This window comes from Acinetobacter sp. V102_4 (assembly GCF_031799005.1).
In the GTDB taxonomy this organism is placed as follows: domain Bacteria; phylum Pseudomonadota; class Gammaproteobacteria; order Pseudomonadales; family Moraxellaceae; genus Acinetobacter; species Acinetobacter calcoaceticus.
Window position 1 is genome coordinate 368,726 of the sequence record NZ_JAVQNR010000051.1, and the last position, 14,709, is coordinate 383,434.

At 38.0% G+C, this 14,709-nt stretch carries 10 protein-coding genes; 5 read left to right on the plus strand and 5 right to left on the minus strand.

The features are described 5' to 3' along the window. Positions 1–4: 4 nt before the first annotated feature. From RMB13_RS17530 to RMB13_RS17540, 3 genes are read right to left on the minus strand one after another with little or no spacing between them, the layout of a single operon-like run. Entirely contained in the window at positions 5–2,017 is a 2,013-nt protein-coding gene (locus RMB13_RS17530; protein ID WP_311085926.1) for a M3 family metallopeptidase, read from the minus strand. Positions 2,018–2,037: 20 nt separating this feature from the next. After that, positions 2,038–3,861, minus strand: a complete 1,824-nt coding sequence (locus RMB13_RS17535; protein WP_311086025.1) for an ABC transporter substrate-binding protein — start codon at positions 3,859–3,861, stop codon at positions 2,038–2,040. A gap of 15 nt (positions 3,862–3,876) precedes the next feature. Further along, positions 3,877–5,655, minus strand: coding sequence for an ABC transporter substrate-binding protein (locus RMB13_RS17540; protein ID WP_005041044.1), 1,779 nt, complete (start codon positions 5,653–5,655; stop codon positions 3,877–3,879). A 775-nt stretch (positions 5,656–6,430) separates the two neighbouring features. Here RMB13_RS17540 and RMB13_RS17545 point away from each other — a divergent pair. The 5 genes from RMB13_RS17545 to RMB13_RS17565 all read left to right on the plus strand — a co-directional run bounded on the left by RMB13_RS17545 (position 6,431) and on the right by RMB13_RS17565 (position 11,765). Further along, on the plus strand, positions 6,431–9,151 hold the full coding sequence (locus RMB13_RS17545) for a TonB-dependent receptor (RefSeq protein WP_311086026.1): 2,721 nt from the start codon (positions 6,431–6,433) through the stop codon (positions 9,149–9,151). 110 nt (positions 9,152–9,261) lie between these two features. Then, the gene (locus RMB13_RS17550; protein WP_311085927.1) at positions 9,262–9,975 is read left to right on the plus strand and encodes an energy transducer TonB; all 714 of its coding nucleotides are present in this window, start codon (positions 9,262–9,264) and stop codon (positions 9,973–9,975) included. A gap of 40 nt (positions 9,976–10,015) precedes the next feature. Further along, positions 10,016–10,894 (plus strand): MotA/TolQ/ExbB proton channel family protein, encoded by an 879-nt coding sequence (locus tag RMB13_RS17555; RefSeq protein ID WP_311085928.1) that lies wholly within the window; start codon positions 10,016–10,018, stop codon positions 10,892–10,894. Positions 10,895–10,909: 15 nt separating this feature from the next. After that, entirely contained in the window at positions 10,910–11,332 is a 423-nt protein-coding gene (locus tag RMB13_RS17560; protein ID WP_056479653.1) for a biopolymer transporter ExbD, read from the plus strand. A 19-nt stretch (positions 11,333–11,351) separates the two neighbouring features. Next, on the plus strand, positions 11,352–11,765 hold the full coding sequence (locus RMB13_RS17565) for a biopolymer transporter ExbD (protein WP_151987985.1): 414 nt from the start codon (positions 11,352–11,354) through the stop codon (positions 11,763–11,765). A 56-nt stretch (positions 11,766–11,821) separates the two neighbouring features. Here the strand turns inward: RMB13_RS17565 and RMB13_RS17570 are convergent, their stop codons facing one another. Next, positions 11,822–12,283, minus strand: a complete 462-nt coding sequence (locus RMB13_RS17570; protein WP_311085929.1) for a GNAT family N-acetyltransferase — start codon at positions 12,281–12,283, stop codon at positions 11,822–11,824. A 100-nt stretch (positions 12,284–12,383) separates the two neighbouring features. Beyond that, positions 12,384–14,549 (minus strand): malate synthase G, encoded by a 2,166-nt coding sequence (locus tag RMB13_RS17575; RefSeq protein ID WP_311085930.1) that lies wholly within the window; start codon positions 14,547–14,549, stop codon positions 12,384–12,386. Positions 14,550–14,709: the final 160 nt, after the last annotated feature.

Here is a 14,709-nt window from a genome sequence, read left to right on the forward strand (position 1 = left end):
TTCCTTATTTAACCCGTTGTCCGGTAATTTCATTAAAGAACGCTTTATTGTCAGGCTCACGACCAAGAAAATCTTTCACTAGCTCAGCAGCTGGCTTTTGGCTACCTTGCGATAAAATCGTTTGACGGTAACGTTGCCCTACTTGCGGATTATTGAGGTTATCGCCATAAGCAGAAAGCATGTCTAAAGCCAAAACTTCAGACCACATATAGCCGTAATAACCTGCTTGATACCCGCCCATCAAATGCCCAAACTGACCTGGAAATTCAGTCGTTGGTACATAACCTAAGGCTGTAGCGGCTTCCATTTTTTGCCAAGTTTCCAAAGGTTTTACTTTTAAGGCATCAGCGCTATGAAGGGCCATATCGTACTGGGCATAGAGTGTCTGACGTGCATAACGCAAGCCTCGTCCATAGTTATGTACCGCTTTTAAACGTGCAATTAACTCATCGTCAACGCGCGAGCATGCTGGATCACAATAATCGGCAACTTTAGATAAGGTTTCTTTACGGCGTGCCCACTCTTCATACATTTGCGAAGGTGCTTCTACAAAATCACGTTCTACGGATGTTCCTGACTGACTGGCATAACGTGTATTTGACAAAATGCCATGCAAGGCATGACCAAACTCATGAACAAAAGTTTCTAGCTCATCACTATTTAAACCTTTGCGGTTAAAATTGGTGACCAATGCTGAAACTGGTAAGCGGTTGGTTAAAGTACTGCCACCATAAACTCCCCAAACCGCGGCATGGCCATATTTCCCCTCACGAGGAAATTTATCCATATATAGGCCGCCCAAAAGTTTTCCTGTCTTTTTATCAACTACATCGTAATATTCAACTTCGTCCTGCCATGCTTTAACTTTGACAGGTTTAAAGTCAATACCGTAAAGGTCAGATGAAATGGCAAACAACCACTTTTGAGCAGCTAAAGTTGGGAAATAATCACGAAGCTTTTCCTGATCAATCTGATATTTACTCTTACGAAGTTTTTCGCTCCAGTAAGCTTCACTCCAACGTGTTATCTCAATTTTATCTAATGGCGTTTTTAAAGTTTGCGCTTTAAATGCTCGGAGTTCTTCGACTTCTTTACGTTCAAGGGGTGCTACTGTTTTTTGTACGTCTGCTAAAAACTGGTTTACAGCATCAGGGGTTTTAGCCATACGATCTTTTAAAACCCAATCCGCATAACTTGCTTTTCCAAACAATTGTGCCAACTCATAACGTAAATCTACTGCCTGCTTGAGTAGTTTTAAATTTTGCTCAGTACCACGTCTTGTAAAAGCAATCTGATATCTTTTTCGGGCATCATCGTTGTCTGCCAACTCCATAAATGGCCGATATTCTGGATATTCAAAACCAACCAAATAATTTCCTTTTGCATTCTTTTTCAAACCTGAAATATAACTTTCTGGTAAACCCTTCATCTCTTCAGGAGTAAACTCAAGTTTTTCAGGGTTATCACGAACGTTACGGGCATATTCTTGTTCTAATTTAGTCAATTCATCCAGAATAGCTTTCATTCTTACGCGTTTTGCAGGTTCAAGTTGAACACCTGTATCTTCAAATTGGCTCAAAATATCTTGACGATATTTTTTATCAACTGGGTCCGTTGCTTGTGTATTTTTAATTAAGTTATATAGCTTGGGATTTTGAAACATATCAGTGTGAAATTGATTAATTTTGATTTCACAATCTTCGGCTGCCTTACGCAACTTTGCATCTGGGTCTACGTTACTATATAAACTTATCGGACCTGAAAAATCTTCAAAATGAGCAAAAATTTTATCCCATTTTGCCAAAATAGGTGCCGCTGCCGCGTTAGCATTAACAGGTGTTTTCTCAAAGTCTGTAATCTGTTGCTGAATTTTTTTTAAATTAGAATCACACCATGTTGGAAGCTGCTTTGCTTTAAGTAGTGGCAATGTACTACGAGTTGTTTCAGCTGAAGCATATTGGTTTATACATATAGTCAACATACATAACGTTGTCATTTTTAGTGTTTTATTCTTCATCATATCTCCAGATTTTTCATTTAATGATTAGATTTAGTATTTGTATCAATATCAAAGTACATCCACTCAGCATGTAAAATTGGATGCTTTTTATAGCCAATGACACGCGGCTGGGCCAACATATTTCGGTAGCGGGCATAGGACATCTGCACAGGCATATAGACTTCTAACAAACGCGTCATTTTTCGATAAAGTGCATCTCGTTCAGAGCCAGCTTTCATTTGTTGGGTTTGGCGATACAACTGGTCAAACTCTGGAATCGGACCACAAGACCAGTTCGTCATATGCGTATTTGGACCATAAAAATTCTGCATAAAATTATCACCATCAGGATAATCAGCAATCCATGCAGAAGCACCAAACATACCTTCACACTGTTTTTGTGCTCGAATTAGATCTGCAAAAAGCATTGGTTTAAACACCATTCGAATATTCAAACTATCAAAGTTTTTTTTCCAAAGTTCAGCACTTTGCTGACCAATACTGTCACTGCGAGCCATATATTCAATGACAAGGGGTTTCCCATTTGGTTGAGTGCGCCAACCTGATGCATCTTTTTTATAGTGATATCTATCTAACAGTAAATTTGCTGCTTTCACCGAATATGGCGTACTGGTTCTATACCGAGGGTCATATCCCACTACACCGGGTGGAACTGGAAAATGTAGACGCTCGGCATCATCATTTCTTACTAATTTAATTTCTTGATCTAGTGAGCGAGACATTGCAATTGCACGGCGTAAAGCAATTTTTTCTTTACTCATTCCCCCAACAACCGGATTTTTAAGGTTCCAATAAATATAGCTAATTTCAGGATCAACAATACGAGATAAATGCACACCTTCTTTAGCAAGCTCAGGTCTTAATTTACCGTCTTTAATCGCCTTCGCGACCAATTGCCCTTCAAGCTGAAATATATCAATCTCACCACGCTGAAATGCCAGCCATCGTGATTGGTTTTCTTCCATAACTTGAATATCAATTGTACCTATTTGCGGCATTTGTTTGCCTTTCAGGCGCTTCACAATTGCCTCATCCTCAGGGCTACTGGCTGCAAAGTTCCAAGTAAAACCACGAAAATCTGGATTAGATTTTAAAACAATACGCGAAGCAGGCACCCATTTACTGAGTACATAAGGTCCAGTTCCTACAGGATGTCCCATGACAAAACCAGCTTTGTCTTTATACTTTTCGATGACTTCACGCGCCACAGCACCTGTCGGGTCATGTGCCAGTAATAAAGGAAAGTTATAATCTGGTTTAACTAATCGGATCACCAAAGTGTACTTATCAGGTGTTTGTAAACCACTTACCTTTTGGTCATAGTTAAATTTTCCGGTTTTATTGGCTGCTTTTATTAATGCATCCATACCTTCGATTTTGCTCTCTAACAACCAGCTATTTGGAGAACGTAAATTCGGATCCAATAAGCGCTTAAAAGAGTACGCATAATCATTGGCTGTTAACTCTCTAGATTTCCCTTTAAAAACAGGGTCCGGCGTAAAATAAATGCCTTTTTTAATGTGAATGGTATAAGTCAGACCATCTGCGCTGACTTCGGGCATAGTTGTAGCAATATGAGGAACTAATTTTGCAGGCCTTGCTAAATAGTCATACGTATATAAAGTTTCAAATATTGAAGTGGTTACATGCGCCGAATATAAATCATGGATATAAGCTGGGTCGAAACCTGTTTCAGCTGTCGGGAATACATAACGTAGAACTTTATTTGGATCGGCTGGGCTTTTCGCAAAAATACTTGTAGATCCAGTTAATGCCATACTGGCGAATAATAGGCTGACACTACAATGCTTGAGCTGTTTTATTAAATTTTCAGTCATAATTATCTTTATCTAAAATTATTTTTTAACAGGAGTAATATCAAGATATTGCCAGTTCGTATTCATTATTGGATGAGGTTTAAATCCTTGAACTTGCGGCTGTATCAACCAGTTACGAAGTCGAGTTACATGAATAATCCACGGATTGTCAGCTTCAATCTGGCGGTTAAGCTTTTCATAATATGGTAGACGTTGTTGGGGTGGCAAATGAGTGACTTGATTATAAAGGGCATCATAAGTTTTAGACTGGTAACAAGCATGGTTTCCTTGCCCCGCGTTTGGACCATAAAGTAATTGTGCAAAATTGTCTCCTTCAGGATAGTCAGCAATCCATGCTCCACTCCAAATCATATATTTACATTGAGTTGCAGCTTTTAAATTATCCGCAAAATTACTCACCTTGAAGTCAGCGCGAATGCCAATGGCATCCAGATTTTTTTTCCAGAGTTCAGAATGAATAACCGATGCTGAGCTATTTTCATTATTAATTTTTAAAACCAAAGGCTTCCCGTTTGGTAAGTTTCGGTAACCATCAGCCCCTTTTTTATAACCATAATGATCAAGTAGTTTATTGGCTAATAGTGGATTGTATCCTACGCTACTTCTGTACTTCGGGTTATATCCATTTACACCTTCAGGTATAAACATTTCTGCTCTAACAGCTTGCCCTTTGTAAGCTTGTCTTATACTTTCTTTTTGATCATATGCCAAAGTAATTGCTCGACGAAGAGCTATCTTGTCTGGGCTAAAACCGCCAATCACCGGATCACGCATGTTCATCATCGTATAGGTAATTTCAGGTTCTTTATTAGGGAAATGCTTAATTCCCTTTTTTTGAAAAGATGCTTTAAGTTGTCCCTTATCTAAAGCTTGAGGAACTGCATTCGCAGTAAGTCTATCAAAATCCAATTGACCAGACTGAAAAGCTAACCATCGTGACTGTTGTTCTTCAATAATACTGACTACAACTTTACCAATTTGCGGCATTTTCTTACCGCTCATTTCTTTAACAAGCTGGTTATCCCAAGGTGTTCCTGTCGACTTAAAGTTCCACACGAACCCCCGATAATCAGGATTAGCAACCAACTCGACCTTACTTCTTGGAACATATTTACTTAACATGTAAGGTCCAGTACCTACTGGATGCATGCCAATACGATCACCGTAATAATCAACAACCTCCTTAGCAACACCACCAAATGCAATATAGGCAAGAATATAAGGAAAATTATAGTCTTGACGTGTCAAAGTGAATTGTAGAGTATATCGATCAAGCGCTTTCACTCCTGCAATGGGTGCGGCGTAATCAAATTTTCCAGTTTTCTTTGCCTTAGCTACAACCACATCGGCACCTAACAATTTCCCATCAATGAATGAAACAGAAGGTGCCCTATTTTCAGGATCTAAAATGCGTTTAATTGTATAGACGTAGTCTTCGGCTACCAGCTCACGGCGTTTACCTTTAAAAGCAGGATCATTGGTAAAATAAATACCTGGCCTAATTTTAAATGTATAAACTTTACCGTCTTGTTCCACCTTAGGCAGGCTTTCAGCCGTATAAGGAACTAACTGTACTGGACGAGCTAAATAATCATATTTGAGTAAAGGCTCGAAAATAGCTTCCACAATACTACCACTATAAAAATTGGTGGTTTTAACCATGTCAAAACCATCATCAGGCGCTTCATAAGCAACATGTAATATTTTGTTTGGTTGTGCAGGCGTTTGGGCGAAAGCACAAGAAACTGATGTAATAGCCAGACTTAAAATGGCGAGCTTAAAAATTTTTAATTTCAAGTTCCTACCTACTTAATTAATATTTTAAAGATATTATCCTTTTGAGTAACATCTAAATCCGCATAAGAAAAGTTCTTTCTCAACTGACTACTTTCTTCTTTGTAAATTACTAACCGTTTTATTCAATCTTTTATTTGATCAAATGGAAAAAGCTAACAATAAAATTAGAAAGCTGTAACTATCTAATATAAAGCGAATTTCATGCCATATTTTGTGATCAAAAATAATCCATATAAAAATATTTAAATTTTACATTTTAATTAGGCACTTAAAACTTCTGGGACTATATAAATAAAAGTAAGTTTATGCCAAATATTATATTTATATAACGTATCCATCATTAACCCATATTGCACAATTAAAAGTCACAAATGTTTCATTCTAGTTCAGAAAAAATCGTTATTTTTCACAAAAAATAACAGATCAATGCTTTGATTTATAAATAGAAGTATATGAAATTATCATAATGTTACGTTATACAGTTACACTTAACAAAGTTCTAAAAAGATACATAAATGGATATGTAATACATGAAGATTCAAACAATGATTATTTTTTATACAAATAAATTTGAAACTTTTCGCCAACTCATTATTTTTTTCCAAATAGAAAAATAATTTGTTTTATTCCACCCTCTGAATTACAGCCGCAACCATAATAAAATCAATATTTATCAATATTTTGCATAAACTAAAAAAAGAAAAATATATAGTTGGCACTTGCTTTGCTTAAACACTTTTCAGCAATATCGCTAACTACAACAAAAAGGGATCAAATCCACGATGAAAAAAAATACAATGTTCGATCTCAGGTAACCCCCAAGATCGGCAAAACAATTCTTAAATTAAGCACCCTTAGTTTAAGCATGATGTGTCTTACCCTGGCACAAGCAGCAGAAACTGAACCATCAAGTAATGATGATAAACCAACAAAAGTCGTCAAAGTTGCCGTTACAGGTTCTTCAATCAAAGGTGTTGCAGCGCAAAGTGCTTCACCCATTACTATCGTGAAAGTTGATGAAATTTTAAAACAAGGGGTAACAACAACCGAAGAGGCTTTAGCAAAGATTAGTGCAAACCAATCGAGTTTTGTTACTGCACAAAATGTAGGTGCTAGCGGAACCGTAGGCTCAGCAGCAGACCTCCGAGGAATTGGTGCCAATAAAACTTTAATCTTACTTAATGGTCGTCGTTTAGCTGCAAATGCCTATGATAGCGGTGTCACAAACTTAAATATTATCCCACTCGCAATGTTAGATCGCATTGAAGTATTACGAGATGGAGCATCAGCAATTTACGGTACAGATGCAATTGGTGGTGTAATCAACTTCATTACTAAAAAACAATTTACTGGTTTAAATATCAGCGCCGGGTTGACCCAGCCAGAGCAAAATGGAGGTGATACACAAGATGTAAGCGTATTTGGTGGTTATGGTGATCTTGATGAAAATGGATTTAATATCTTTGGTGTCATCGATTACAGACATGGTAACGATGTTATGGCAAAAGATCGTAAAGTTAGTAAACGTGGTGGATTAATACCAGAACTAGGTATTACAAAAGGGAGTAGCGGTAGTTTTCCCGCTAATTTTTATGACAAGGAAACTGGTGCCGAAGGAAACCCATATGCAGCCACAGGCTGTGGCAGTAACCCGCTCGTTTACGTACAGAATGGATCCTGCCGTTACAACAGTCAGGCAGTGATTGGAATTGTTCCAAAAACTGAAGATATCTCAGCACTAGGGCGTGCTACTTTTAAACTCAATGATAATTTAAATGCTGTAGCAGAATACGTCTACGCGCGTAATGAAATTACTACCTCTGTGGCTCCAGACGTTTTCTTTGATTTAACATTAAATCCTGATAGCAAATATTATCCAGGTAATGGTATTACACCTGGAATGAATAATGTGAGCGGTCCACTTGAACTTTATATTCGTTCTCAAGCTGGTAATCGTGTTAGTTCTAGTATTAATGAGTCACACCGAGTATTCGGTGGTCTAGAGGGTGAAGCATTCGGTTGGGATATTAATACTGGTGTTACTTATGCTCATAGCGAAGCGGAAGATCGGTTAAACAGTGGGTATCTTAACTACAACAAAACTCAAGAGGCTTTAAATAATGGTATTTTAAACCCATTCGGTCCACAAGCACCAGAAGATACAGGCTTATGGGATACACTAGGTGTAACTGGTGCTTATTTAAAAGCAGACGTTGACTCAACTACTGTTGATTTCACCGCCAGTCGACCTATATTTAAATTACCTGCCGGTGACGTTGGTTTTGCAATTGGAACTAGCTACCGCCACGATGAATGGACCTCAAACGTAGTATCTGAAGTGGCTAGTCAAGCACCAAGTACAGGAGTTGATCCAAATGAACCTACGAATAAAGGAAAAAGAGATATCAAAGCAGTCTTTACTGAACTGCATATTCCCTTACATAAAACTTTAGAAGCTCAACTTGCTGCTCGTTACGATGATTATAGTGATTTCGGCGATACGTTTAATCCTAAATTCGCACTTCGCTGGGAACCAATTAAACAATTAATGTTCCGTACCTCTTACAGTACAGGATTCCGAGCACCAACTTTATGGGAAGTAAATGCTCCTAACTCTATAACAAATACTTCAGCCTACCATAATGACCCTGTACTTTGTCCGAATGGCCCTCCTAAAAACCCGGGAGATACTCTTCCACCTGGTGGTGTTGCCAGTCGTGATTGCGAAACCCAATTTGATCGGAAAAATGGAGGAAATAAAGATCTCGACCCTGAAGAATCAAAATCATTTACTGCTGGTCTAGTTCTAGAACCAATTAAGAATTTAGTTCTAACCTTAGATTATTTTAATATTGAAGTTGAAAATCAAATTGCTGCATTATCTGAGAGTGATATTTTTAACAATCCCACAAAATATGCAGACAAGTTCGTACGCAACTCAGATGGAACGCTTAACCATATCATTACTACTCAAGACAATATGGGTGATTTAAAAACTTCTGGTGTCGATGTAAGTCTGAATTATATAACCCCAATGACAGCAACAGGTCGATTTGGTTTTGGAATCGATGGAACTTATGTCATTAAATATAAATATCAAAATGAAAAAGATGGAGAATGGATTAGTAGTTTAGGCACATATGTTGGAGATGCCCCAATTATTCGTTGGAAACATACTGCTAATTTATACTGGAATTACCAAAACTGGGGTGTAAATTTCCAACAACAATTCACTCGCGGTTATGATGACCAAAATTCAAGCTCCACTGTCAAAGCAGGTTATGAAAACCATAAAGTGAGCGACTATACAATTTATAATATTTCAGGTACTTACAAAGGCTTTAAAAATCTAGAAGTCACCGCAGGAATTAAAAATATTTTTGATGAAGATCCTCCAGCTTCAAATGTCGGTGACAACTTCCAAATGGGATATGACCCACGTTACGCAGATCCTTTAGGACGTACGTACTTTGTACGAGGTACATATAAGTTCTAAATGGTTGTTCTGCAAATATAACTCTCAACAGTTAGTTTGCAGAACAAATACCCATTCTTAGCCAAACAGTCATTTAAAAAAATTGTTTGTCTACAGTTTCAGGAGTAACTATGGGCATGACTTTTACAGACATAGAAAATAAATCTGCAAAGCGCCTTATTGGTATTGCCGCAGTGCTTTTTCTGCATCTTATTGTTGCCTATATTCTGATGTCAGGTTTAGCAAACAATATTCAAAAACCAGCAGAAAAACCTGTGGAATTACAAATTATTCAGGATATTAAGCCACCGCCTCCTCCAAAACCAGAGGAGCCCAAGCCTAAGGAAAAACCGCCTGAGCCACCTAAAATGGTAGAAAAGGTAGCCAAATTACCTGAGCCGCCTAAACAAGTAGAGAAAGTAGCAACACCGGTACAAAAAACGACACCGGTAGCTCAACCAACTAAAGTGGCTACTCCAGCTCCTGCTGCACCTAGTACCCCATCACCAAGCCCTGTTGCCGCACCTGCTCCAGTGGCTGCTGCGCCGACACCCAAACCAGCTGGTGTAAGTCGTGGTGTTTCAGAGGGTTCTGCTGGCTGTGAAAAACCAGAATATCCACGTGAAGCACTTATGAATGAAGAACAAGGGACAGTGCGTATACGTGTTCTGGTTGATACATCCGGCAAAGTTATTGATGCCAAAGTAAAAAAATCGAGTGGCAGCAAAATTTTAGATAAGGCGGCAACTAAAGCCTACAGCTTATGTACGTTCAAACCAGCAATGAAAGATGGCGTGCCTCAGCAAGACTGGTATGAAATTGAATATCCATTCGTAATTGAATAAACAACTGAATTAGCAAGAAATTAAAAATATTGGAGATAATATGATGAAAAAACCAACTCAACCCCTAGTACGCTTCGCTTCTGCAAGTTTAATCGCAGCATGCTCTTTACTTCCATTAAGCTCGGTTTTTGCAGAAGAAACGAATACTCCTGTTGCAACAGCAACTACTGAAGCCACTTCAAATGCAAATACTCCAACTCCACCACCAAAGCCAGCAACTAGCGAAACTGTTAAAAATCCCTATGGCCTAGAAGCGCTTTGGCGTGAGGGAGATTTAGTTGCTAAATCTACTTTATTTATATTAGTACTCATGTCGATTGGTACGTGGTACATCATTATTTCTAAATTCTTACAGCAAGCTAAAGTAAAGCGCCAAGGTAAAGAAGCAGAGAAAAGTTTTTGGGAAGCAACTTCACTAGATAATGCAGCCGACAATCTAGAGCAAAGCAGCGCATATCGCTTTATTGCAGAAAAAGGCATTAATTCAACCAAATCACACGGCGGCTCTTTACTTGAACGTATTGACTTTAATACATGGGTAAGCATTTCAATTCAACGCGCAATTGAAAAAATACAAAATCACTTAGGTGGTGGTTTAGCTTTCTTGGCAACAGTTGGATCAACGGCACCATTTGTTGGTCTTTTTGGTACGGTTTGGGGAATTTATCACGCATTAACAGCTATCGGCATTTCAGGTCAGGCATCTATTGATAAAGTTGCTGGTCCTGTCGGTGAAGCTTTAATTATGACAGCTATTGGCCTCGCAGTCGCAGTACCTGCTGTACTTGGTTACAACTGGCTAACTCGCCGTAATAAAGCAGTTATGGAAAATGTCCGTTCGTTTGGTTCAGATTTGCATGCGGTTTTATTAAGCGGAGAAATTAATACCAATAACTCCATTAACCGCAGCATTAAATAATCAGGAGTAAACATTATGGGTATGAGTGTTGGCTCTGAAGATGATGATGAAATGATTGGCACAATTAACACGACGCCTCTCGTGGATGTCATGTTGGTTTTACTTATTATTTTTCTTATTACGATACCGGTAGTTACACATACGGTTCCTGTGAAACTGCCAGAAGAAAAAAATACTCCGTACGCAACCACGCCTGAAAATATTCAACTTTCTGTAAACAAGAAAGGAGATATTTTTTGGAACGAAAGTTATGTGCCTAACAAAGAAATATTGTTATCAAAACTCCAAGCAGTTGCACAAAAAAGACCTCAGCCAGAGGTACACATTCGTGGAGATCAGCTTACCCATTTTGAGGCAATAGATCAGGTGATTAGCACCACCAAACAAGCCGGTATTGGCAAAATTGCCTTTGTTACTAGCCCTCCAGCCTCCCCGTAATTAACTTAAGGAGAATTTTATGGGTATGAATGTCGGCTCAAATAATGATGATGACGTGATGTTGGAAGTCAACATGACACCTCTTATTGATGTCATGCTGGTACTCATTATTATGTTTATTATTACCATACCTGCGCCAAACAACGCGATTAATATTAATTTGCCAAATGGTACACCGCCACCAACAAATGAAAAGCCACCTGAAGTCATTGATGTTCGTATTGATTCAGCTGGCAAAGTATTTTGGAATAACCAACAGGTTTCTGACCGCACCGCACTAGAGACGTTATTTCAAAGTGTTGTTGCCAAAAAAGATCAAGACCAGATCAAACTTAAACCTGACCAAATGGCTGAATATAAAAACGTAGCAATGGTTATGGCTACAGCACAGCGTTTAGGTGTCACTAAAATTGGAATTGTGAGCAGTAACTAATATTGCTTTTAAATCTATTTAATTCTATTAACTCCTACGCTAACTTGAATCTTCAGTTAGCGTTTTTTTTGAAGGGAAATATTCAACACTAAAATAATATCTCCACACTCATCATGTTCTCCAGTTTCTATAAAACCTATTTTTTTATAAAGTTTATTAGCAACGTGATTAGATGATTTATACATCGTTCGAATGCGTTTAGCTCCTTTTGTGAATATTTCATCAATCGCCATTTGCAAAGCTGCGGTACCATAACCTTTGGCTTGATTATTTGCATCAATCATAAAGCGAAACAACCAAAACAATGTCTCATCAGGTGGATCAATTTCGACACAATACATTAAGAAACCAACGACTTCATCATCAAAACAGATCACTCGTGGACAGTAATGTTCCTCCACTTTAGACTCAGCAATAGAATATACATTTGGCGCAACATAATCTTTTTGAGATTCATCCAATGATAATCTTGCACATTGAATCCAATTCTCTCGATTGAGATTTTTTAAATTAATCAAATTTAAAACCTTTTAGCTATAAATCTACTTTCTATAAGCACAAAATATACCGAAAATAAAAAAAAGCCTCCGAAGAGGCTTTTTTTATGACAGGTTAAAATTAGTCACCTGTATAACCTTTTAACTTTAAACGAGCAGCATGAAGTAACGGCTCAGTATAACCTGAAGGCTGTTCACAACCTTTAAAGATGAGGTCAGAAGCTGCTTGGAAAGCAATATTGGTTTCAAAGTTAGCTGCCATTGGTTTGTACAATGGGTCATTCGCGTTTTGCTCATCAACAATTTTTGCCATGCGTTTAAGCACTTCTTCAACTTGTTCACGAGTCACAATACCGTGACGTAACCAGTTCGCAACGTGTTGAGAAGAAATACGTAATGTTGCACGGTCTTCCATCAAGCCCACGTTGTTAATATCAGGAACTTTCGAACACCCCACACCTAAGTCAACCCAACGAACTACATAACCCAAAATACCTTGGCAGTTATTTTCAAGTTCGTTGTTGATCTCTTCTGCTGACCAATTTGTTTCAGGTGCAAACGGCGGAGTCAACAAGTCGTCTAATGACAACATTTCTTCAGCTTTTAACTGATCTTGACGCGCTTTTACATTAACTTGATGGTAATGCATCGCATGAAGCACTGCACCTGCTGGAGATGGAACCCAAGCACATGATGCACCCGCATTTGGATGTGCAGCTTTAGTTGCCAACATATCTTTCATGCTATCTGGTTTTGGCCACATGCCTTTACCAATTTGTGCTTTACCTTGTAAACCAGACTTCAAACCAATTGCAACGTTACGGTTTTCGTAAGCAGCAATCCATTTTTGTGTTTTTACAGCTTCTTTACGAACAACTGGTGCAGCTTCCATAGACGTATGAATTTCATCGCCAGTACGGTCCATGAAACCAGTATTAATAAAGATAGTACGGTCTTTTGCAGCAGCGATACAGTTTTTCAAGTTTATAGATGTACGACGTTCTTCATCCATAATACCGATTTTTAATGACTTCGCTGGTAATCCAATCGCCTGTTCAGCACGTTCAAATAACTCTACAGCAAACGCAACTTCTTCTGGACCATGCATTTTTGGTTTAACAATATACATAGAACCTTTACGTGAGTTCTTGTTTTCGTTTTCACTACGGATATCAGCAACTGACAATAATGGTGTTACCAATGCATCCATAATTCCTTCGAAAATTTCTTCCCCATCTACTAAAATAGCTGGGTTAGTCATTAAATGACCTACGTTACGAAGTAACATAAGTGAACGACCATGAAGTTTTGTTGTGCCACCAATTAAGTTTTTAATTTCGCGGTCTTTATTTAAATCACGAACAATCGTTTTACCATTTTTCTCGATAGATTCTTGAAGCGTACCCTTCATTAAACCTAACCAGTTACGATAGCCTTCAACTTTTTCTTCAGCGTCTACTGCTGCAACAGAATCTTCTAAATCCTGAATTGTAGTTACAGCTGCTTCAAATGTTAAATCTTTAACACCAGCTAAATCAGTTTGACCAATTGGGCTAGATGCATCAATTTCGATAATGACATGAAGGCCATTACTTAGAAGTACAACTTCTGTAGGATTCGCCTCTTCACCATTGAAACCAACGAACTGAGCTTCATGAGCTAAACCTGTTTTTGAACCATCTTTCAAAGTTACAACAAGTTTATTTTGCTCAATCGCATATTTTGTTGCATCTGCATGCGAACCTTGCACAAGTGGAAAAACTTCATTTAAGAAATTTTTAGCGAACTCAATTACTTTTGCACCACGTACAGGATTATATCCTTTACCTTTCTCAGCTCCGCCTTCTTCAGAAATTACATCGAAGCCGTAAAGTGCATCATATAAAGAACCCCAACGAGCATTTGCTGCATTTAAGCTATAACGTGCATTACGTACAGGCACAACTAACTGCGGTCCTGCCAATAATGCGATTTCTTCATCAACATTTTCAGTTGTAATTTGAAAATCTTCAACTTCTGGCAATAAATAACCAATTTCAGTTAAGAACGCCTTATAAGCACCTAATTCAAATTTGTTGTTACGATGCCATTCATCAATTTTTGCTTGTAATTCATCACGCTTAGCCAATAATGCTTTATTTTTTGGGCTAAGATCGACAACAACTTGCTCAAAGTTCTTCCAGTAAGTTTCACTATCTAAACCAGAACCTGGTAAAGCTTCATTTTCGATAAAATCGTAAAGTTCTTTAGCAATCGCTAACTTGCCTTTTTGAATACGTGCAGTCATTGTCTTTCCTGAAGTTGCTACTTTTTATACCAAGAGAATCCTAGTATACCGATTTAAATTAAGCTGAATACTAATATCACATTCCTAAATAGTAAGCATTTTCCCTTGTAAAACTATTGACAAAGATAAATTTTTCTATATAGAAAATATTAAAATTCTA

Excerpts from the sequence above, each read along its gene's own strand:
- RMB13_RS17550 (WP_311085927.1), top strand. The coding sequence starts at position 9,262 with ATGGGCATGACTTTTACAGACATAGAAAATAAATCTGCAAAGCGCCTT.
- RMB13_RS17555 (WP_311085928.1), top strand. The coding sequence starts at position 10,016 with ATGATGAAAAAACCAACTCAACCCCTAGTACGCTTCGCTTCTGCAAGT.
- RMB13_RS17530 (WP_311085926.1), bottom strand. The coding sequence starts at position 2,017 with ATGAAGAATAAAACACTAAAAATGACAACGTTATGTATGTTGACTATA.
- RMB13_RS17575 (WP_311085930.1), bottom strand. The coding sequence starts at position 14,549 with ATGACTGCACGTATTCAAAAAGGCAAGTTAGCGATTGCTAAAGAACTT.
- RMB13_RS17560 (WP_056479653.1), top strand. The coding sequence starts at position 10,910 with ATGGGTATGAGTGTTGGCTCTGAAGATGATGATGAAATGATTGGCACA.
- RMB13_RS17565 (WP_151987985.1), top strand. The coding sequence starts at position 11,352 with ATGGGTATGAATGTCGGCTCAAATAATGATGATGACGTGATGTTGGAA.